The organism is Paenibacillus piscarius, from assembly GCF_022234545.1.
GTDB lineage: Bacteria > Bacillota > Bacilli > Paenibacillales > Paenibacillaceae > Paenibacillus_AQ > Paenibacillus_AQ piscarius.
Map to the genome: position 1 here is coordinate 41,587 of NZ_JAIEUI010000025.1, position 20,294 is coordinate 61,880.

Sequence of the window (20,294 nt, forward strand, 5' to 3'; positions counted from 1 at the left end):
GAAGCTACCGGGAGTGGCCGATGAACTCCTGCTGCTCGGCGCGGACTCTCCGGGACGGGGAGGTTAGCGACTGCAGGCTGAGGGCCAGCAGGAACGCCATACAGAATAGCATGAAGGAGATGCCGAAGATCAGCCTGGCGCCGGTATACAGATACAGCCATCCGAAGAAAACATAGGACACCATATTGGTCGCCAGCGGCCCTCCTTCAAACACGGAGCCGACGCGGCCCAGCAGGTTCTCTGGAACGTAGGTCATTAACAGGGTGGACAGCGTAATGCTCAGCAGGGATATGCCGATCCCGATAATGACACGGCTGAGCAGCATGGACCAGGGGCCGAAGGATAACGTGAGCAGCAGCAGCCCGGCAGTCATGACCCCTGCTCCCCAAATGTTGATGTGAATGTAATTCTTGAATCTTGCCCCAAGCAGGTTCAGGCCCAGTGCCCCCGCGAACATGCCAATGCCTCCGGCAGTGCTGGCCCAGGCCAGGTAATTCTGGTCTAAATGCAGCTCGTTCACAACAAAATAAATGTTCAACAAATTAATGGCCCCTGTGCACACTCCCATCACTGACAGCATAATAAATAACCGTTTGGTGAGGGGCGAAGCGAGAATATACCGGAAGCCCTCCAGTACATCCGTCCAGAAGGAGGGGACAGGAGCGGAATCCGAGGAATCCGCCAGCGGGACAGGCTTGATCCTTAGATTCAGAATGCACAGGCTGCCCAGGATAAAACAAAAGCCGTCCGCGATCAAAGAAGTGGAGGCCCCCCACCATTGGTAGACAAAGGCTCCGATAGCAGGCCCGGCAAGACTGATCAACGTATCAATCGTCTTCACTGAAGAACTCGCTGTTCCGTAATCTTCATGATCCACAGCTGTGACCGTCAACTTACTGATGGCAGGCTGGAAAAATTGTTGCACTGTGCAGGTAAAGGCCAGCATCACCAGCAACAGAGGAACCTGCTCGAACCATATTAATCCGGCGAGTATAAACGACATGAAGGCGCGGATGACGAGCGTGGCCTGCAGCACCTTCTTGGGCTTCCGCCGGTCTACCCATGTTCCGGCCAGAGGGGCCATGATGAAGACAGGGAGCATCTGGGCAAACAGAAGAGCCGTCCGGTAAAAGACCGCCTGGTCCGCTTCCGCAAATACCCAGAACAGGATGGCCCAATTGCGGATCTCATCTCCGACGGAGGATAAGGTCTGCGTGCACCATAACCGGCGAAACACGCCGTTCTTCAGCATAATCCACAAGGAAAGGGCCCCTCTCTTCCGTTATTATCACTCACGAAATCAGCAATTGATGCCTATAGAAATGGTCATACACCTGTCCGATCCACTTCTGCCGTTCTTCCTCATTAGCCGCAAAGGGATTCTCCAGGGACAGGTTATGAACAACGCTCTCAAAGTCGCCTCCGCTCTCCATCTGCTGAATAATGGCAATGCTCAAATGATCCATGCTCATGACCCGGACGTAGCCTCTTCGGTCTTCAAGAGCTGTTGCGTCCTCCAGTACCAGCACGATTTCATCCTCCTGTCCTTCCACAAGCCGAAGATCAGCAGGCAGGGGGCTATGCAGCTTCAGCTCAGGGATAGAGTAATGCGGCTGCATCACTTTTACAGGCTTCATCCCGGTCTTGTCCTGAACCCCTGCACTCCGCTGCATCAGTTCCATAACCGCCTGCTCATAAGACAGAAGGTCCTTCAGAAGCAGTCCTGCTTCGGGATCAAGCCCCTGGATCAGCTCCTCCAGGAGGACGGCTAATTCTCCGGCAGGCGGAGCCGCTTCAGGCATAGCCAGTCGGGAGGAGACGAAAGCAATCGTGCGGGTGTAGGTAACGCCGGCCAGATGGTTCAGATAATACAAGGTGCGGAAGAAAGAATGGGCCAGCGGGTAATAGAGTTTTCTAATTCTGTGCAGGGCCTGTGTATCCACAGACTGTAAGGTGTAATAGTTGCTGAAGATTTGCGGGTAGCTGGCAATCCAATTCTTTTCAATGCCGGATAGCTGGAAGTCACTGTTCATATCGTTGGTGCCCCAGAACTGGTCGTCCAGCATCAGACCGTCCTTCTCAGCCTCATACAATTGGGTTCCGGGAAAAAGAGATAATTGGTGCAGCTGCACATCGGCTATGCCTATAGAGAGCAGCCGGACGATCATATCCAGAGTCAGATTGAGGTCTTCCTCCGTTTCTTCCGGAAATCCCGTAATAAAGGAGACGGTGCACGACAGCCCCGACAGGTGCAGCTCCCGGAGCAGCTCGTAGGCCTGATTCAAATTGAGTTTTTTGCCGATGATCTGCTGGATGGGCTGGCTGCCGCTCTCGATCCCGAAGAATACACCGTTACATCCGGCCTGCATCATAAGCTCGAAGAGCTCCAGATCCACGTGGTCGGTCCGGGAGGAGCAGCTCCAGGTGAAGGACTCGCCGCCATCCAGCAGCTCCCGGCAGAATTGTCTGACGAACTTCTGGTTCACCGTGAAATTATCATGCGTTAGGCTGAAATGGGTAATCCCCCACTGCTCCCGGATGTACCGCATTTCCGCGATGATCCGCGCAGGGCTTTTCGTCCTGTATTTTCGCGAGAAAAAGGTTGAAGTGCTGCAAAAGCTGCAATGAAAGGGACAGCCGCGTCCCGCCTCAATCGGGAAAAACCGGGTCTCGGCGGTAGTGAAATAGGCAGATAAATCCTCTATTAAGCGGAAGGCGGGAAACGGCGTATCGTCCAGGTTCCTCAGGATCGGCCGCGGCGGGTTGGTGTGGACGCTTCCCTCAGCGCGGAAGCATAATCCTGCTACTCCGGTAAGAGGCTGGCCGGACTCCAAGGCGGCAATCAGCTCGGGCAGCGTCTGCTCACCTTCTCCAATAACGATATAGTCTATAGACGGGAAGCAGGTTAATGTCTCTTCGGCAACGAAGCTTGCATGAGGACCGCCAAGAATGATGATTCTGTCCGGATCCAGCCGCTTGCATGCCTCGGCAATCCTCAGCGCGATAGAATAATTGCCGCACATCGCCGTGAACCCGAGAATGCTGGAGGGCTTGCTGATGATAGTCGCTGCAATATCGTTGAGGGCGGCTGCATCAAAATGGCTGATGCCTGAATAGCGTAGAGCCAGATCGGTGAGGCAGACCGCATAGCCCGCATCCATCAGGGCAGCACCCAGCACAAGCAGGTTGAGCGGAGGATCTACGGTATCCACAGAAGCATTGTAGGGCGGACATATCAGTTGGATCATATTCTACACACCTCACATAAAAGAAGAATTAGCTTAATGCCACGAACGAAGCATTCAGCCGCTCCAGATGGCCGCCAAGATCACGCTTCACATTTCCGCAGTAGGAACCCATGATCGAACCGGTGGTCCGTTCCGCTTGAACAGGGCAATTCCCGGAGCAGAGAAAAGCGATATTGCACGCTTTGCATTCCGGCTGATTCAAGACATGACGTCCTTGCCACAACGCAAGTTTTTGTTGATCCAGCTCAAGCCGCGGATAATAGGTTCCAAGACTCCACTTCCTGTCGCCTATAATGCTGGTGCACGGGTAGATCTGGTGATCCGGCGAGAAGGTGAAGGTTTTGGCTCCGGCTGCCTCGCAGAAGTACATATTCGGGAAATAGTTATCCGTCACGATGCCGGTATCCAGCACCTTCTCAAAGGGCAGCGTGAGCCGGGTCAGATCACTGTTTAATGTCACATTCAGCTTTTTTAGTTTGTCATTAGGCACATGCATTTTGATAGCTTCGGTAAGCTGATAATTGGGCAGCAGGCTTGGGGCGGAATTGCCGGCATAGTTCTCCACTGGAGACATTGCAACTGAGAAGTTAGGATGAGTGTTCCAATGCCGGTCCGCGAAAACATCAAGCAGCTCATTCAGATGCTCTATATTCTCACCATCCAGATTGACGCGGACCGTAATGTCGAATTGCTGCTCCAGGAAGGCGTCAATCTGTTCTGTTATTGTCCGGAAGGTACCCTGATTGGCATGAGTAATCCGCCGTTTGTCATGAACGCCCTCGGGGCCGTCAATCGTCAGCTGGATCTTGATCATATCCTTGTAAGGCTCCAGCAGGTCCTGGTATTGAGACAGGAAGACTCCATTCGAAATGATCGTTCCTGTAATCCCCCGTTCTCTGGCCTGCTCAAGAATAAGCCTGACCACAGAAGCATTCAGGGGGAGGAGCGGTTCTCCGCCAAAAATAATAAAGTGCTGCTTCGCAGAATGCTGCCCCGCCATGATTTCATCCATAGCCAGGAAGGCCGCCAGCACATCATCATCGGTCATCCGTTCCTTGCTGGAGCGGATTTCCTGCGGCTCAAAGCAGTAGACGCATTTCAAATTGCAGGTCATCGACGGGCAGAACACAAATGAAATTTCAGCCAGGTGATGATGATCCAGGTATTCTTTGTACCGGTTGATCAGAGCTTGCTCCCCGGCGCGATCTTCATAAAGATAGCCTCTGGCGACCAGAAACTGCTCTTCCTGATCAGAAGGAGGGCGGATTGACGGCTGCTTTTGGAGGAATTGGCTGATATGCTCGTCCACAATGTCCATCGCGCCTGAGAGCGAATTGAAGATCAGATGGCGGCCATTGCTTAAGCGATATGTGAAAATATAACCGGAAATATACATCACTCTATCCCCCCTGGTAAGAACAGCGGGAAGGCATAATCATGCGCTTCCCGCTATTGTCCAATAATAAGGATGCTGTTAGATGGCTTTTTTGGTCGGGTTGTTGATTTGAATGGATGCTTTTTGGCAGCAGGCCATTGGAACCGTAATTTCTTCCAAATCTTTGGCTGAGAGATTCGTCCAGAGATCCTTGTTCTTGGTCAGTGATTTCATGTCCATTACCTCCTCTCCTAAGAGAATATTTATGACAAGGCGGATGCCTTGGCATCAAGGGAATGAAGCAGACGGTTCATTGGTAGTAGCTTTCAAGCAGACGCTCCCGGTGAAGGTCGAGGTAGGTCTTCAAGTATTGCCTTGTATAGCTGCAGCTCGCTTCAAAGTTCCTCAATTCACCGTCACTGCTTCCTTTCAGCACACAGCCGCCCCCGCATAGAGGAGCAAGATTACATTGGCTGCATTTGTCATTCACTGCGATATCCCGGTGCCATCTCTGCCACTTCTCTTCATTCAATTGCAGGCCTTGAAGATAGCTCCCGATCGAATAATCTGTGAATCCCACAGTTTCGACACAGGGATACAACAGCCCGTCTGCACCAAATACGAGATTATGAAGCCTTGAAGCGCTGCAGCCGGACAGATCGAAATAATAATGCTCATCGTCTGTATCGAAAATAGCTTTGCGGAGTATACGCAGCTTCTTCTCCATGAAATACCCCAGGTAGACTCTGTATCTGCTGCGGGTGGCTTCCCAGTCCGGAAAGAGCGAATGAAGCTGCTTCAGCAGCTCGTAATCAGGCTGATAGCCGGCAACATCTCCCGTATTGAAATTATCGTTGATCGGAGCGATCTGGCAGGAGAAATCAGGTGAGCTTGTCCACTGCAGCCGCTCGAACCCGGCGAAGATTTCCGGCAGATAGCGGACATTCTCACGGCCTGTATTGATCCGCGCAGTGACGGGAATATGATGCTCCAGCAGAAATGTAATGTTCGCGCAGATAAGGTCGAAGCTGCCGCTATTGTCTCTGTATTTTCGCAGCTGATCGTGAATCTCCTTCGGGCCGTCAAGGGTGATCTGCATATGATGGAAATGCGCGGAATGCTTCTGCAGAAAAGGGAAATACGCTCCAAGCTCGGTTCCGTTCGTGATGGATAGAATAGGCCAGTTTCGGTCGATGGCCTGCTGCAAAATGTATTCTACCTGGGGCTGATTGCGGGCCAGGAAGGGCTCGCCGCCGAACAGCTCGAATTGGACAACAGTATCAGGCTGCTTCTGCACCATTTGATCCATCGCTTGAAACATCTCACGGACCTGCGTAAGCGTAAGCGTCGGCGAGTCCTGATGAATGCCGGACTGGAAGCAGTACGGACAGGCAAGATTGCAGGTGTAGGTGGGACAAACCGTGAAGGTTAAGGCCGGGTGGGAGCGGTAAAAGGTATCCAGGGAGTCACGTATATATTGTTCTTCGTTCTTATCCGAAAGATAACCTCTGTCCGCAAGCAGAGTCCGGGTCTCCAGATCGAGACCGGCTAATGAATCAGAGGCGGAATGAAAAAGAGCGCGGGCTACCTTCGGTTCCACCAGGTCTACGGCACCGCTTAGCGTATTCATGATCAGCTGTACATCATCGTTTAACTTGTATTTGAAATTGTACTTAGATAGTTTCATACGCTTCTCATCCTCCTGGAACCGCTAGAGTTGTTGTCCACTTGTCTGTAAATAATGTAAAACTTTTCCTTAATCGTCACTATGAAAAAAGTCATAAAATAGGAAATAATCTAATAAATGAGATAAAACTATCGATACATGAAAGAAGCCTCCCGGGCTGCATAATACAGCAGCCGGAAGGCTATATTGTTTGACCAGCTTTTGTTCAGTCGCCGCCACCGCCGCCGGAATCTCCGCCGCCGGAGTCCCCGCCACCAGAGTCGCCGCCGCCGTAATCACCGCCACCATGGCTGCTGTGGTGACCGCCGCTGTCCCAGCTGCTGCCGCCGTGGTGATGCCCGTGATCCTGATGATTCCCGTGTCCATGATGACGGCTGCCATCATCTGCAATGTTCGGATCAGCTCCGGGGAAGAAGTAGCTGTCCGCAGATGAGTCACTGTTCCGGGAGGTTCTCTTCCTGGAATCGGAACGGCTGCTGCTATTCATTCCCAGAACGGCGATTAACACGATTCCTGCAATGATTACGATACCCGCCATCTTAATCTGCTCCTTCGTACAAATATATAGATTTCTGGTTAATTATAGCATCCCACTGCGAAATTACTGAAATCATCAGGTTGGCTATTCTCAGCAGTCATCAGGAAGACTCTTATCGCTGCTGCTTGTATTGTCTTGGGGTGAGACCCGTATATTTCTTGAACACCTTGGTAAAATAGCTCTGGTCATTGAAATGCAGACGGGTAGCGATATCCGACAGCATAATGCCAGGCAGCTCCATCAGCCGCTTGGCTTCTTCGATCCGTTGCTGCTGGATGTAGTCGCTGATAGCGGTTCCGGTTTCTTTTTTGAACAGCTGGGACAAGTAGCTGGCGTTCAGTCCGGTGTATTCAGCGAGTCTGCTGAGCGGAAGCTCTTCATACAGATGATTGAAAATATAGTTCCGGCACCGGTCGGAAATCCGGGAAGGCCTGGCGCTGCGGCTGTCCGCCACCTGATCCGCGAAGTCACAGAGTGCAGCCAGCATGGCACGGTCGACGGCCGGAATATCGCGCAGCTCCTCAATATGCTGGATATGGAAGTCGCTGAGCGTATAGGCGATCTCCCAGAACAGCCCGCCTTCAATCGCGGCGCGGGTGGCCAGAGTGATGGAGGAGACAGCGAGATTTTTTTTGCTGCGCAGCTGGCTCTTGCGGGACAGCCGTCCATAGCTCTCCTCGGCAAAAGAAGCATGGGTCCGCAGCAGCCCCGCCTTGTCCCCGTCCGTAATATGACGGAACATCTCCCGCTCCTGCATCGGGTCATGATGCAGCCAGGTATGCTCGCGGCGGTAGGACAGGTCCAGATCCGGGCTGGCGTCTGCCGGAGGCGGAGGCTCCGCCAGTGTACCCGCATCCAGCAGCAGCTCCGTCACGGACAACGCCTGCCCGGTGGCAAGCGTGTGCAGTAGCAGTGCCGCATGATACCAGCGCATTAGGCTGATTACAGGCAAGCTGCTGTAGTACTCCAGCCAGCTGGCCTGCTGCCTGGGCGGAATACTGTGATCGCGCAGCAGGCTCTCTGCGTTCTCTCCGGTCACTGGAGCGTTCAGCACCGGCCCGGTGACGATGGCCCCGCCTGCACCGGGAAGCTGGAGAATAATGAAATTCTCCAGGAAGCCTGTCGTATGCAGACGGGGGAGCACGGGGTCCCCCGCTCCGGTTTTATGTGCACCACTTCTGCTCCCCCCGGCCAGCGCCACCACCTCAGCCGGCAGGCCGCCTGTTCCCTGCACGGAGGGCCGGTCCATGGCAGACAGCCCCAGGGCTAGCCGGGGCACGGCTGCGTTATCGAGCCACAAGACCGGGACCCGGTATGCCTCGTAGATCAGCTTGCAGATGTACTGTATCCCTTCATCGTTTCCGCTTAGCTTCTGCATGGACATTTCCCCCTCTTTTATCTAAACAGAATACTAAAGATCAAATAATAATACCATAACTGACCGTGATATTCGTATAGAATGGAGTCAAGAAAACGCATTCTTAGGAGGACTGTATGATGGCAAAGGACATAACGGAGATTCGGAAGCTCGTATCACAGATGACACTGGAAGAGAAGGCCGGGCTCTGCTCCGGGCTGGATTTCTGGAACACCAAAGGCATTGAACGTCTGGGCATTCCCTCAGTGATGGTGACCGACGGACCCCACGGGCTCCGCAAGCAGCAGGGCAGCGCAGACCATCTTGGACTGAACGACAGCGTACCGGCAACCTGCTTCCCGTCAGCGGCCGGACTGGCCTCCTCGTGGGACCGTGACCTGATCTTCCGTGTGGGCGAAGCGCTGGGAACGGAATGCCAGGTGGAGAATGTTGCCGTCCTGCTCGGACCGGGCAATAATATCAAGCGCTCTCCGCTGAATGGCCGGAACTTTGAATATTTCTCGGAGGACCCGTTCCTGGCCTCGGAGATGGCGGCAAGCCATGTGAAGGGCGTGCAGAGCCAGGGCGTGGGAACGTCGCTGAAGCATTTTGCCGCCAATAACCAGGAGCACCGCCGCATGTCGGTGGATGCGGTCATCGATGAACGGACGCTCCGCGAGATCTATCTGGCCAGCTTCGAAGGCACCGTGAAGCAGAGCCAGCCCTGGAGTGTGATGAGCTCCTATAACCAGGTGAACGGGGAGTATGTGTCCGAGAGCCACCGGCTGATGACCCGGATTCTGCGTGACGAATGGGGCTTTGAAGGCTTCGTCATGTCAGACTGGGGTGCGGTCAATGAGCGCGTGGAGGCGCTGAAGGCGGGGCTTGAGCTGGAGATGCCGTCCAGCGGGGGAATTGGCGATGCCAAGATTGTAGCTGCGGTGAACAGCGGCGAGCTGCCGGTGGAGACGCTGGATCTGGCGGTGGAGCGGATGCTGGGCTTTATTTTCAAAAGCGTAGAGAACCGCAACCCGGCAGCGGTCTTCGATGTAGATAAGCATCATCAGCTTGCGCGCGAGGTGGCCCGGGAGAGCATGGTGCTGCTGAAGAATGAGGGTGGCATTCTGCCCCTTGCCAAGAATGGCCGGATTGCCGTGATCGGTGAGTTCGCCCGGAAGCCGCGGTATCAGGGCGGTGGCAGCTCGCATGTGAATCCGAGCCGGATGGATGATGCCTTCGAGGAGTTGCAGGCGGTCGCCGGGAATTCGGCCAGCTTCCTGTACGCTCAGGGCTATGAGCTTGCGAGTGATGATACCAATGCTGATCTGCTGCGTGAAGCCTGCGATAGAGCAGCCCAGGCGGATGCAGCGGTGCTGTTCCTCGGCCTGCCGGACCGTTATGAATCGGAGGGCTATGACCGCAGCCATCTGCAGCTGCCAGTTAGTCATAAGGAGCTGCTTGAAGCCGTGGCTGCGGTGCAGAGTGAAATTATCGTGGTGCTCAGCAACGGCTCACCGGTGGAGATGCCTTGGCTTCCGCAGACGAAGGCTGTGCTTGAAGGCTACCTGGGCGGCCAGGCCTTCGGCGGCGCGGTTGCCGATCTGCTCTTCGGTGAAGTAAGCCCGAGCGGCAAGCTGGCGGAGACCTTCCCGATGAAGCTGAGCGACAATCCGTCCTTCCTGAACTTCCCCGGAGAAGGCGATACGGTGGAGTATAGAGAAGCCTTGTTCGTAGGCTACCGCTATTATGACAAAAAAGAAATCGAGCCGCTCTTCCCGTTCGGCTTCGGCCTCAGCTACACGGAGTTCGAGTATAGCAACCTGGTGCTGGATCAGACCTGTATTCAGGATACTGACACTGTGCAGGTATCGGTTACCGTTAAGAATACCGGCAGCAGAGCAGGCAAGGAGGTTGTGCAGCTCTATGTCAGCGATGTGGAGAGCAGCGTGATCCGTCCGCTGCAGGAGCTGAAGGGCTTCGCCAAGATTGGGCTGCAGCCGGGAGAAGAACGTGTGGTCACCTTCACGCTGGATAAGCGTTCCTTCGCTTACTATAATGTGAAGTTAGGAGACTGGCATGTGGAGAGCGGCAAGTTCCGCATTGCTGTGGGCTCGTCCTCACGTGAACTCCGTCTCAGCGCAGAGCTTACGGTAGAATCCGCCGTCAAGCTGCCCGGCCGGTTCCACCGCAACACCACCGTCGGCGACCTGCTGGCAAATCCGCTGACGGAAGAGAAGGCGAAGGGCTTCAGCAGTGTGTTCGGGCTGGACGATGCGCTGGGCGACAATCCCGAAATGCTGTTTGCCATGATGAAGTACATGCCGCTGCGGGCAATGATCGGCTTCGGCCAGGGCAAGTACACCGAAGCCGATCTGGCAGCAGATCTGCAGGAGCTGAACAGGCTGGCCGGACAGGAGTAGAACTGAATAGCCAAGCGTGAAGGCAGTATCCAGGCTGCACTCCCGGTGTTCCGCTCGATTTCAGGGTTGCATTACGCAGCGTAATTTGCTAACATACGGTGTAATTTCATAAGCAGTTAATTGTTCTCTAGGGTTCCGCAGCAGGTACGCACCGCTGGCCTGGTCCGAGAGAGAACACACGGATGAAGCTAATCCGTGTAACACGGAGGGACAAAAGCCCGGGAGGTATCGTCATCATTGACGGTAACCTTCCGGGCTTCATTTTTTTATCAGATGAGGGGAGAACGGGATGAACAGGAATAGAACGACAACCGGCAGCACGGATACGAAGGAGTGGCTGTTGATATTCGGTGCAGCCTGCTTCGAGGTGATCTGGGTCATCGGACTGAAGCACGCTGCCGCTCTCTGGGAATGGGCGGTAACGGCGGCGGCGATCCTGGTCAGCTTCTACGCCCTGATCCGGGCCAGCAGCAGGCTGCCGGTCGGTACGGTTTATGCGGTGTTCGTAGGGCTTGGAACGGCAGGCACGGTTCTGTCCGGCGCTCTTCTGTTCGGGGAGCCGCTCCGTCCGCTGAAGCTTCTGCTGGTTATGCTGCTGCTCACAGGAGTCATTGGTCTGAAGCTGGTGACTCCTGCCCAGGCTGCAACGGAGCAGGCAAAGGAGCTGAACTGATATGGCATGGGTTATGCTGATTGCCGCCGGTTGCTGTGAGATGTTCGGGGTCGCGATGATTGGCAGGCTGCACAAGCACCGCAACTGGCAGTCTGTGTGTCTGCTTGTGCTGGGCTTCGGAGCAAGCTTCCTGCTGCTGTCCCTGGCGATGGAGACTCTGCCAATGGGAATTGCCTATGCGATCTGGACAGGAATCGGCGCGTCCGGGGGGGCAATCCTGGGGATGCTCTTCTACGGGGAAGCCCGCGATCCGCGGCGCATCTTCTGTATCGTGCTGATCCTCGGTGCGGTTGCCGGATTGAAGCTGATTGGCTGATTATTGGCTGATCCTGGCGGAAACGTTACCGAGTTAGACACTTAACGGATGTTTCGCCGCACCGAATATGGTAAGTATAGTTAGTAAGAACATTATTCTTATAAGGAGACTTATCACATATGAGCAGATCTGTATCGGAAACGGTCCGCCTGAAGGATGGAACGGTGCTGCCCCGGCTGGGGCAGGGAACCTGGCAGATGGGCGAGCAGCCGTCCAAGCGGGCGGAAGAGCTTGCCGCATTGCGCCGGGGTGTAGAGCTGGGGATGAATCTGATTGATACGGCTGAGATGTACGGGGACGGCCGCTCCGAGGAGCTGGTCGGCGAAGCGCTGCGGGGCATCCGGGATGAGGTCTTCCTGGTCTCCAAGGTATATCCGCACAATGCAGGCAACGGGAAGCTGGTCAGCAGCTGTGAAGCCAGCTTGAAGCGGCTGGGTACGGACCACCTGGACCTGTATCTGCTGCATTGGCGCGGAAGCGTTCCGCTGCAGGAGACGGTTGAAGGGATGGAGGCCCTGGTGGCTTCAGGCAAAATCCTCCGCTGGGGTGTCTCCAATCTGGATACAGCGGATATGCAGGAGCTGCTGAGCATTCCGGGCGGTGACCATTGCGCCGTGAATCAGGTCCTCTATCATCTTGGCTCCAGAGGCATCGAGCATGAGCTGCTGCCGTGGCTGAGAGGACATCAGATCCCCGTGATGGCCTATTCGCCGCTGGCACAGGCAGGAGCTCTGCGCAAAGGGCTTGCGGACAATGAGGCGGTTCAGCAGATCGCCCGCAGCCACGGGGTAACGCCGCTGCAGGTTCTGCTGGCCTGGAGCATCCGTGAAGCCGATGTGCTGGCGATTCCCAAGGCCGGATCCCCCGCGCATGTGGAGGAGAATGCGGCCGCCCGCAGCCTGGTGCTGTCGGAGGATGAGCTGTGGCAGCTGGAAGACGCTTTTCCGCAGCCGTCATGGAAGGTCCCGCTCGATATGATCTGATGTAATGCAGTATGGCAAGGCCGTCTCCGCTCTGGAGGCGGCCTTTTTGCCGTGTGAAATTGTAATACCGCAATTCTGATATTTTCAGAGAATAAGGTGCATTCTATACCTGCGGCAACCGTTTGGCAGGAGCTCTTAAATGTTGTCAACAACGTTCCTGCCGAAACCGTGTTTTCAATTTGATGACAAAGAAAGCGCTTTGAATTACGATGTGTTCACAGGGAGATTCCCTTCGGATTAAGCTAAGGGGAAGATTCCCATTCATTATAATAAGGGGGCATCTTAAATGGCCACAACGGCAACGAAGCAAGCTTCATCCGGCGGTGCACGGGTGAAGGTTCAACAATTAGGACGTATGCTCAGCGGTATGGTAATGCCGAATATCGGCGCTTTTATCGCCTGGGGATTAATTACAGCATTATTCATTCCAACCGGCTGGCTTCCCAATGAGAAACTGGCTGTTCTCGTAGGTCCAATCATCAACTACCTGCTTCCGCTGCTGATCGGTTACACCGGCGGACAGATGGTTCACGGCAAACGCGGGGCAGTCATCGGCGCGCTGGTCACCATGGGGGTTATCGTCGGAACCACGATTCCAATGTTCCTCGGCGCGATGATTGTCGGGCCGCTGGCGGCCTGGATTCTGAAGCAGTTCGACCGAGCGGTGGACGGCAAAATCAGAGCCGGGTTCGAAATGCTGGTCAACAATTTCTCGCTGGGGATCATCGGCGGTGCCTTGACGCTTGGAGCGTTAAAGGGAGTTGGACCGCTGGTTCAAGGATTAACCAATATTCTGTCGAACGGCGTTGAATTCCTGGTTAACCACAACCTGCTGCCGCTCATCAACATCATTATTGAGCCAGCTAAGGTGCTGTTCCTGAACAACGCCATTAACCATGGTGTACTGGGACCAATCGCACTTGAAGAGTCGCAGCGAATCGGCAAATCCGTTCTGTTCATGCTTGAATCGAACCCGGGTCCTGGTCTCGGTATCCTGCTCGCGTACTGGCTGGTAGGCAAAGGTTCTGCTAAATCTTCTGCACCGGGTGCCGTAATCATTCACTTCCTGGGCGGGATTCATGAGATCTACTTCCCTTACATCCTGATGAATCCGCGTCTGATCCTGGCGGTCATCGGCGGCGGTGTATCCGGTACCTTCACCTTCCAGATGCTGGGTGCAGGCCTGGTCGCTTCTCCTTCGCCAGGCAGTATCTTTGCTTACTTCGCCATGACGCCTAAGGGCGGTTATCTCCCGATGCTGGCCGGTGTGATCGTGGCAACCGTTGTATCCTTCCTGCTCGCAGCGCTGCTGCTGAAGTCGGTGAAGAAGAATGATGAGGAAGAGATGGATCTGGAAGCGGCAGAAGCCAAGATGAGAGATATGAAGTCTGCCGGTACTGCGGCCCAGACTGCAGCTGCAGCGAACGTAGCTTCCAATATCCGTAACAAAGACAGTGTGCACAAAATCGTCTTCGCCTGCGATGCCGGTATGGGCTCGAGCGCCATGGGCGCATCGGTCCTGAGAAAGAAGCTGCAGAACGCCGGGGTGAACATTACGGTGGTGAACTCTGCGGTCAGTGAGATCCCAGCAGACGCCGATATCGTGGTGACCCAGAAGACGCTGACGGACCGGGCGATTGCCCGCAATCCGGACGCCGAGCATATCTCGATCGACAACTTCCTGAAGAGCCCGAAATACGACGAGCTGGTGGAACGTTTGAAGTAAGAGGCATACGTGTAAAATTGGAATATACGCATAAAGTTAGATCAGGAGACGCTGGCCCCCAAAGCCGGCGTTTATCTCCTATCCAGAAATAGGCTCCACTATACTTTATCCTTATAGTTCCCGAAGAAACGGAAGCCGTCCCCTATAGGACGGCACAGCCGTTTCTGTCCGGATATAAGGAGGAGGGTTGGCGGGAATGAGGAAAATAACCGCCCGGCAGCGCCAGATCCTGTGGCTGCTGCTTGGCGTCAGCGAAGAGATCACCGCGGCTGAGATCGCTGCGGCCACCGGTGTCAGTGTAAGAACCGTCCACCGGGAGATGGAGGACATTGAGTCCGTGCTGAACCGCTTCGGCCTGAACCTGATCCGCAAATCGGGCAAGGGCATCCAGCTGAACGGCCCGGAGGCGGGTCTTGCGGAGCTGCGCCTGTATCTGCAGGAAGAGAAGCCGGCAGATTATTCCGGGGAGGACCGCAAGGTGTATGAGCTGTGCGTCCTGCTGGAGGCCGAGGAGCCCGTGAAGCTGTTCACACTGGCCCATTCCCTTAAGGTAACAGTCGCTTCTGTCAGCTATGACCTGGATGAGCTGGAGCAGTGGGTACGCAAGTTCGGCCTGGAGCTGGTCCGCCGCAGAGGGTATGGCGTCGAGATCACCGGCAGCGAGCTTGACAAGCGCCGGGCGATCGGCCGCCTGGCCGCCGAGCATCTGGACCTGTCCGATCTGGTCGGCCATGGTTCTCTGGCTGAGAGCAACCACGCTTTCCGCTTGCTGCTGACGACGGTAGGCAAGGCCAGTCTCATGGAGGTTGAGAATACGCTGTGGGATATGGAATGGAAATGGACGGCCGAACTGCCCGAGATCGTGTACATGGAGATGCTGCTGAGCTTATCGGTCACGGCCCGGCGGATTGAAATCGGCCGCAGTATTGACAGCGGGGAGGAAGCCGGCTATTCCAGACTGTCGGACCACCGCAACATTGCCGGGGCTGAACGGTTCGTCCAGCAGCTCGCAGGCGCACTGGGGCTGACCATTCCCCGGGTGGAGATTCTGTATATTGCCGGTTTATTCGACCGTGTACAGGATTCCTTCTCCTCCTCCGGCTTCGCTTACGGCGATATTGAGCTGATGGAGATCGTCTATAAGCTGACGGAGAGTGTGGTCAAACGGACCGGGCTGCCCTTCCAGAGCGACCGCTCCCTGCGGGAAGGGCTGCTGGAGCATATTGATCCGGCCCTGAAACGGATTCGCGAGGGCACCCGTATCCGCAATCCGCTCCTCGGGCCGATCCGCCGGGATTATGAATCGCTGTTCAATATTGTCCGTGCCGCTGTGGAAGACATCCAGCTGGAGCTTGAGATCCCGGATGAGGAAATCGGCTTCCTGGTGATGCATTTCGGCGCTTCCATGGAGCGGCTCAGCCAGCTCAGGCGTAATGTCCGCGCCATTCTGGTCTGTGCGAGCGGACTCAGCTCCTCCCGTCTGCTGGCTACCCGGCTGAGCAAGGAGATGCCGCAGATTGAGATTCTCGGCAATATCGCCTGGTATGAAGCTGCACGGCTGCCTGATATGGATTACGATCTCATCATTTCAACCATTGACCTGCCGATTGACAAGGACCGTTATATCAAAATCAGCCCGCTGCTCACCGCAGAGGAAATTGAGAAGCTGCTGGACTATATTCAGAACACCACCCTGCGGCCGCAGGAGCATAGCCCAAGCGCTGATCAGGAACGGCCGGTACACGATGAGGCTTCGCTTGAACGTCTCAGGAGCTACAAGCGGATTCTCGATGAAATCGTCAGCCTGCTGGAGCGGTTCCGGTTCCATCCGCTGGACAACGCGGGCATGGATTTAACGGCAACTCTAGTCGAGATGCTGAACAAGCTGGAGGGCAGCGGGGTGGTTGGCGATGCGGATATTGTGCTGGAGCGTCTGCTTGAACGGGAGCGGATGACGAGTCAGGTGATCCCGGACACCGCGCTGGCTCTGTTCCATACCCGGAGCAGCCATATCCATCTGTCCTCGCTGACCCTGTACCGCCTGCAGCAGCCTGTAATTCTGGAGGGCAACACAGAGGTTAGAGTCATTCTGCTCATGCTGGCTCCGCGCAGGCTGTCCAAGGAGAGCCTGGAGGTACTCAGCGAGATCAGCGCGCTGCTGCTGAATTCTGAGCTGGTCCGGCTGCTGGAGGAACATACAGAGACAGAGATCCGGGGCTACCTGTCCTCGGAGCTGCTTCATTTCTACCACAATAAACTATGAAAGCGGGAGAGAACCTATGAGTATACTGTCAGAGAATAAAGTGATTATGCATGGAGCTGCGAACGACAAGTATGAAGCGATCCGCATGGCCGGCAAGCTGCTGGTCGATGCAGGGCATGTGACGGAGGAATATGTTCCGAAGATGCTGGAGCGCGAGGAAGTCGTGTCCACTTATATGGGCGGCGGGCTGGCGATTCCTCATGGTACGAAGGAGGCGCGGCCTTTTATCAAATCTACCGGGTTATCGATTATCCGCTTCCCGGACGGTGTGGATTTCGGCGGTGATGAGCCGGCGTTCGTGGTAATCGGCATTGCGGCTGCCGGTGACGGTCATATGGAGGTGCTGACGAACGTAGCGATGATCTTCTCCGAGGAGGATGCCATTGAGCGGGTAATGAACGCGGCTACTCCTGCAGAGGTAATTGCAATCTTCGAAGGAGGCCTGGAATGATGAAGGCGGTCCATTTCGGCGCGGGGAATATCGGCAGGGGCTTCATCGGGCTGCTGCTGTCGCAGGCAGGATATAAGGTGACCTTCGTCGATGTCAATGAGGCGTTCGTCGCCCAGCTTCAGGAGCGCGGCGAGTATCCGGTCACCCTGGCGAGTGAAGGCCGGGAGACAGTAATCGTGAAGAACGTAACCGCCCTTAGCAGCGTAACTCATGCTGAAGAGGTGGCGGCAGCGATTGCGGAAGCGGATCTGGTGACTACAGCGGTCGGGGTATCGATTCTGAAGCACATTGCGGGAACGGTAGCAGATGGCATCCGACGGAGAGTGGCATTCTCCTCCGCGCCGCTGCATGTCATCGCCTGTGAGAATGCCATCGGTGGCAGCGCGCAGCTCAAGGAGCTGGTCTATGCGAAGCTGGATGAAGCGGACCGGGCGAAGGCAGAGGCTTCAGTCGCTTTTCCGAATGCGGCGGTGGACCGGATCGTTCCGCTCCAGCAGCATGAGGATATCCTTAAGGTAGTCGTGGAGCCGTTCTATGAATGGGTAGTGGACGCTTCGCAGATGCTTCCCGGCTATACGCCGGTTGAGGGCGTGCATTACGTTGATAATCTGGAGCCGTACATTGAGCGCAAGCTGTTCACAGTGAACACCGGCCATTGTTCGGCGGCATATCTGGGCTTCCTGCAGGGCTATGAGACGATTCAGCAGGCGATGGCCGATGAAGCTCTGACCGCCAAGGTCCGTGAGGTGCTGGAGGAGACCGGCGCGGTGCTGATCCAGAAGCATGGCTTCGATGCAGGAGAGCACAGCAAGTATATCGATAAAATCCTGGAGCGCTTCCGCAACCCGGCGCTGACCGATGAGGTGTCCCGTGTCGGCCGTTCGCCGCTGCGCAAGCTGTCGCCAAGTGACCGTCTGGTATCGCCTGCCACCCAAGCCTATGAGCGGGAGCTCAGCTATACAGCCCTGGCCCGTTCCATGGCCGGCGCACTGCTGTTCAAGGCAAGCGATGACCCGGAAGCAGTCGAGCTTCAGGCAGCCATTGCTGCAGAGGGTGCAGAGGCTGCGCTTGCGAAGGCTACCGGCCTGGCTGCAGATCATCCGATTCACCAGGCCGCCATGGAGCATTACGCCAAGCTGAAATAGAATAATAGACAAACAGCCGCAGGGGAAGCCTATTAGCTATCCCTGCGGCTGTTTGTGTTGTCTGTAATTTTTTTGTGGGGAGATGGATTAACTATTCTCCAGAATGGTCTGCAGCGTTGTGCGGTCCAGTCCTTCTACGAGCTTGATCAGCAGCTCTTTGGCCGCTGCGTAATCATCGCTGTGAATGATGGAGCTGGCCGTGTGAATGTAGCGCGAGCAGATACCGATTACAGCGGACGGAATGCCGATTCCGCTGACATGGACCTGACCGGCATCCGTCCCGCCCTGGGAGACGAAATACTGGTATTTGATCCTGTGGGTATCCGCCGTATCCTGAACATACTCGATCAGCCCGCGGTGGGTGATCATCGTCGGGTCGAAGATACGCAGCAGGGCGCCCTGGCCGAGCTGGCCAAAGGCCTGGCGGTCGCCGGTCATATCAGCGGCAGCGCTGGCATCCAGGCCGAAGAAAATATCGGGTGCCAGCAGATTCGCAGATGTCCGTGCGCCGCGCAGCCCGACCTCCTCCTGCACCGTGGCACCGGCGTAAACGGTGTTCGGCAGCGTCTTACCGTGAAGCTCCTTCATCAGTTCAATCGCGAGGCCGACGCCATAGCGGTTATCCCAGGCCTTGGCCATAATCTTCTTCGGATTGGCGAGCGGGGTGAACGGGCAGACCGGCACGATCTGCTGGCCTGGTGCTACGCCGAAGCTCTGCGCTTCCTCGCGGCTGTCCGCGCCGATGTCGAGAACCATCTTGCTGATCTCGCCGCCTTTGCTCCGTTCCTCGGCGCTAAGCAAGTGGATGGGCGTGCTTCCGACTACGCCGTCCAGTGTCCCCTTCGGCGTGATAATCTGCAGCCGCTGCGAGGCAACGGCTGAGGCGAGCCACCCGCCCAGCGGTGTGAAGCGGATCATGCCGTTATCGGTAATGCCGGTAACCATGAAGCCCACCTCATCGAAATGGCCGGCGACCATAATCTTCGGACCGTTCGCTTCCCCGCGCAGAACGCCGAACAGGCTGCCCAGGCGGTCCTGAACGAATTCATCCGTATAAGGGGTCATGGCTTCCTTAACATAGGCGCGGAGTTCGCGCTCGAAGCCCGGGGCTGAAGGAAATTCCGTTAAGGTTCTGAATAACTCAAGTGTTTCTGGATTCATATACATATCGCTCCTTTATAGCTTCTAGTATGAACATTGTTGCCGTGCTTGTCCACGCTGTTATAGGCGAACGGACACCGTAGCCCGCAGTACGAATACTATACAGTAAGAGCCCTGCACGCAGGGGCCGGGAAAGGAAGCGAGGAGCATGTGGCTCTCAGGGAGCGTAGTAAGGCCGGGCAGCCAGGCAAGGTTCAGCAAGATGCCGCCCCGCAGGGTGGCCGCGCCGGGGCGGTACCGCCGCCGGCAGCCGAATGAGGCAGTACTGATTCTGGTGCTGTTTCTCCTGTTGATTCTGGTGCTGTTTTATTTTTCCTGAACAGGAGGGACATAACGGAGCCTCCTGATGTGAACAATAAGGAAAACTTCAATGAAGCACATCACGATAGGGACGGGATATCCGTCACCCGGCGGCCCGCTCCCTTTCGTATCTAGGTCCAGGAGGTGTCTCTTTTGCCGGCAAAAACCAAAAAATCAGGCGTCAAGCTGAATCTCGACGGCCTTACTCCGAAGTCTTATCAGGAACTGGCCAAGCCATATGTGCCATCCCGTCCGGTCTTTAAGAATTGTATCCGTGCCTTCCTGTCTGGAGGATTGATCTGCGTGCTTGGACAAGGCATTCAGGAGGCATTCATGGCGGTCTTCGATATGACCTCCAGAGAGGCGGCAAGCCCGACCGTAGCTATTCTCATTCTTCTCTCGGTCATGCTGACCAGCTTCGGTGTATATGACAAGCTGGCCCAGTGGTGCGGGGCGGGCACTGCGGTGCCTGTCACCGGATTCGCCAACAGCATGTGCTCCGCCGCGCTGGAGCACCGGGCCGAAGGGCTGGTGCTCGGTGTGGGCGGGAATATGTTCAAGCTGGCCGGGTCGGTTATTGTGTTTGGGGTGGTTGCCGCTTTCGTAGTCGGGGTCGTGTATGCCGTGATGGGCTGGGGAGGTGCACATTAA

At 55.7% G+C, this 20,294-nt stretch carries 18 protein-coding genes and 1 riboswitch; of the genes, 10 read left to right on the top strand and 8 right to left on the bottom strand.

The window, feature by feature from the left end; translation table 11 throughout:
• Positions 1–4 precede the first annotated feature (4 nt).
• The 7 genes from K1558_RS28035 to K1558_RS28065 all read right to left on the bottom strand — a co-directional run bounded on the left by K1558_RS28035 (position 5) and on the right by K1558_RS28065 (position 8,226).
• Entirely contained in the window at positions 5–1,252 is a 1,248-nt protein-coding gene (locus K1558_RS28035; protein ID WP_238655330.1) for an MFS transporter, read from the bottom strand.
• A gap of 40 nt (positions 1,253–1,292) precedes the next feature.
• A complete protein-coding gene (locus K1558_RS28040; protein WP_238655274.1) occupies positions 1,293–3,248 on the bottom strand; it encodes a B12-binding domain-containing radical SAM protein in 1,956 nt (651 codons plus the stop codon).
• 28 nt (positions 3,249–3,276) lie between these two features.
• The gene (locus K1558_RS28045) at positions 3,277–4,644 is read right to left on the bottom strand and encodes a radical SAM/SPASM domain-containing protein (protein WP_238655275.1); all 1,368 of its coding nucleotides are present in this window, start codon (positions 4,642–4,644) and stop codon (positions 3,277–3,279) included.
• 78 nt (positions 4,645–4,722) lie between these two features.
• Positions 4,723–4,863 carry a hypothetical protein gene (locus K1558_RS28050; protein ID WP_238655276.1) on the bottom strand — a complete coding sequence of 47 codons (141 nt, stop codon included), beginning with the start codon at positions 4,861–4,863 and terminating at the stop codon, positions 4,723–4,725.
• Positions 4,864–4,933: 70 nt separating this feature from the next.
• Positions 4,934–6,310 (bottom strand): radical SAM/SPASM domain-containing protein, encoded by a 1,377-nt coding sequence (locus K1558_RS28055; protein ID WP_238655277.1) that lies wholly within the window; start codon positions 6,308–6,310, stop codon positions 4,934–4,936.
• Between the two features lie 205 nt (positions 6,311–6,515).
• Positions 6,516–6,848, bottom strand: a complete 333-nt coding sequence (locus tag K1558_RS28060; protein ID WP_238655278.1) for a hypothetical protein — start codon at positions 6,846–6,848, stop codon at positions 6,516–6,518.
• A gap of 112 nt (positions 6,849–6,960) precedes the next feature.
• Positions 6,961–8,226 carry a helix-turn-helix domain-containing protein gene (locus K1558_RS28065; RefSeq protein WP_238655279.1) on the bottom strand — a complete coding sequence of 422 codons (1,266 nt, stop codon included), beginning with the start codon at positions 8,224–8,226 and terminating at the stop codon, positions 6,961–6,963.
• A gap of 119 nt (positions 8,227–8,345) precedes the next feature.
• Here K1558_RS28065 and K1558_RS28070 point away from each other — a divergent pair, with 119 nt between their 5' ends.
• The 8 genes from K1558_RS28070 (at position 8,346) to K1558_RS28105 (ending at position 18,182) form a co-directional block, all read left to right on the top strand.
• The gene (locus K1558_RS28070; protein ID WP_238655280.1) at positions 8,346–10,625 is read left to right on the top strand and encodes a glycoside hydrolase family 3 C-terminal domain-containing protein; all 2,280 of its coding nucleotides are present in this window, start codon (positions 8,346–8,348) and stop codon (positions 10,623–10,625) included.
• Between the two features lie 116 nt (positions 10,626–10,741).
• Positions 10,742–10,852: riboswitch (guanidine-I (ykkC/yxkD leader) on the top strand.
• 62 nt (positions 10,853–10,914) lie between these two features.
• A complete protein-coding gene (locus K1558_RS28075; RefSeq protein WP_238655281.1) occupies positions 10,915–11,298 on the top strand; it encodes a DMT family transporter in 384 nt (127 codons plus the stop codon).
• A gap of 1 nt (position 11,299) precedes the next feature.
• Positions 11,300–11,614, top strand: coding sequence for a DMT family transporter (locus K1558_RS28080; RefSeq protein WP_238655282.1), 315 nt, complete (start codon positions 11,300–11,302; stop codon positions 11,612–11,614).
• 119 nt (positions 11,615–11,733) lie between these two features.
• Entirely contained in the window at positions 11,734–12,597 is an 864-nt protein-coding gene (locus K1558_RS28085) for an aldo/keto reductase (protein WP_238655283.1), read from the top strand.
• A gap of 286 nt (positions 12,598–12,883) precedes the next feature.
• Positions 12,884–14,323 carry a PTS mannitol transporter subunit IIBC gene (locus tag K1558_RS28090; protein ID WP_238655284.1) on the top strand — a complete coding sequence of 480 codons (1,440 nt, stop codon included), beginning with the start codon at positions 12,884–12,886 and terminating at the stop codon, positions 14,321–14,323.
• A 196-nt stretch (positions 14,324–14,519) separates the two neighbouring features.
• A complete protein-coding gene (locus K1558_RS28095; RefSeq protein ID WP_238655285.1) occupies positions 14,520–16,586 on the top strand; it encodes a BglG family transcription antiterminator in 2,067 nt (688 codons plus the stop codon).
• 16 nt (positions 16,587–16,602) lie between these two features.
• Positions 16,603–17,037, top strand: a complete 435-nt coding sequence (locus K1558_RS28100) for a PTS mannitol transporter subunit IIA (RefSeq protein ID WP_238655286.1) — start codon at positions 16,603–16,605, stop codon at positions 17,035–17,037.
• Positions 17,037–18,182 (top strand): mannitol-1-phosphate 5-dehydrogenase, encoded by a 1,146-nt coding sequence (locus K1558_RS28105; protein WP_238655331.1) that lies wholly within the window; start codon positions 17,037–17,039, stop codon positions 18,180–18,182. Before K1558_RS28100 ends, K1558_RS28105 begins: the two co-directional genes overlap by 1 nt.
• Before the next feature lie 87 nt (positions 18,183–18,269).
• Here K1558_RS28105 and K1558_RS28110 read toward each other — a convergent pair whose 3' ends face one another.
• On the bottom strand, positions 18,270–19,343 hold the full coding sequence (locus tag K1558_RS28110) for a M42 family metallopeptidase (protein ID WP_238655287.1): 1,074 nt from the start codon (positions 19,341–19,343) through the stop codon (positions 18,270–18,272).
• 148 nt (positions 19,344–19,491) lie between these two features.
• Between K1558_RS28110 and K1558_RS28115 the strand changes: the two genes are divergently transcribed.
• Entirely contained in the window at positions 19,492–19,662 is a 171-nt protein-coding gene (locus K1558_RS28115; protein WP_238655288.1) for a hypothetical protein, read from the top strand.
• Between the two features lie 134 nt (positions 19,663–19,796).
• Positions 19,797–20,294 carry a stage V sporulation protein AC gene (gene spoVAC, locus K1558_RS28120; protein ID WP_238655289.1) on the top strand — a complete coding sequence of 166 codons (498 nt, stop codon included), beginning with the start codon at positions 19,797–19,799 and terminating at the stop codon, positions 20,292–20,294.

What these genes read in the sequence shown, in the direction of transcription:
- K1558_RS28105 (WP_238655331.1), top strand. Translation starts at nt 17,037, where the DNA reads ATGAAGGCGGTCCATTTCGGCGCGGGGAATATCGGCAGGGGCTTCATC.
- K1558_RS28050 (WP_238655276.1), bottom strand. Translation starts at nt 4,863, where the DNA reads ATGGACATGAAATCACTGACCAAGAACAAGGATCTCTGGACGAATCTC.
- K1558_RS28065 (WP_238655279.1), bottom strand. Translation starts at nt 8,226, where the DNA reads ATGCAGAAGCTAAGCGGAAACGATGAAGGGATACAGTACATCTGCAAG.
- K1558_RS28075 (WP_238655281.1), top strand. Translation starts at nt 10,915, where the DNA reads ATGAACAGGAATAGAACGACAACCGGCAGCACGGATACGAAGGAGTGG.
- K1558_RS28100 (WP_238655286.1), top strand. Translation starts at nt 16,603, where the DNA reads ATGAGTATACTGTCAGAGAATAAAGTGATTATGCATGGAGCTGCGAAC.
- K1558_RS28045 (WP_238655275.1), bottom strand. Translation starts at nt 4,644, where the DNA reads ATGTATATTTCCGGTTATATTTTCACATATCGCTTAAGCAATGGCCGC.
- K1558_RS28110 (WP_238655287.1), bottom strand. Translation starts at nt 19,343, where the DNA reads ATGAATCCAGAAACACTTGAGTTATTCAGAACCTTAACGGAATTTCCT.
- K1558_RS28080 (WP_238655282.1), top strand. Translation starts at nt 11,300, where the DNA reads ATGGCATGGGTTATGCTGATTGCCGCCGGTTGCTGTGAGATGTTCGGG.
- K1558_RS28090 (WP_238655284.1), top strand. Translation starts at nt 12,884, where the DNA reads ATGGCCACAACGGCAACGAAGCAAGCTTCATCCGGCGGTGCACGGGTG.
- K1558_RS28055 (WP_238655277.1), bottom strand. Translation starts at nt 6,310, where the DNA reads ATGAAACTATCTAAGTACAATTTCAAATACAAGTTAAACGATGATGTA.
- K1558_RS28035 (WP_238655330.1), bottom strand. Translation starts at nt 1,252, where the DNA reads ATGCTGAAGAACGGCGTGTTTCGCCGGTTATGGTGCACGCAGACCTTA.
- K1558_RS28060 (WP_238655278.1), bottom strand. Translation starts at nt 6,848, where the DNA reads ATGGCGGGTATCGTAATCATTGCAGGAATCGTGTTAATCGCCGTTCTG.
- K1558_RS28085 (WP_238655283.1), top strand. Translation starts at nt 11,734, where the DNA reads ATGAGCAGATCTGTATCGGAAACGGTCCGCCTGAAGGATGGAACGGTG.
- K1558_RS28115 (WP_238655288.1), top strand. Translation starts at nt 19,492, where the DNA reads ATGTGGCTCTCAGGGAGCGTAGTAAGGCCGGGCAGCCAGGCAAGGTTC.
- K1558_RS28040 (WP_238655274.1), bottom strand. Translation starts at nt 3,248, where the DNA reads ATGATCCAACTGATATGTCCGCCCTACAATGCTTCTGTGGATACCGTA.
- K1558_RS28095 (WP_238655285.1), top strand. Translation starts at nt 14,520, where the DNA reads ATGAGGAAAATAACCGCCCGGCAGCGCCAGATCCTGTGGCTGCTGCTT.
- K1558_RS28070 (WP_238655280.1), top strand. Translation starts at nt 8,346, where the DNA reads ATGGCAAAGGACATAACGGAGATTCGGAAGCTCGTATCACAGATGACA.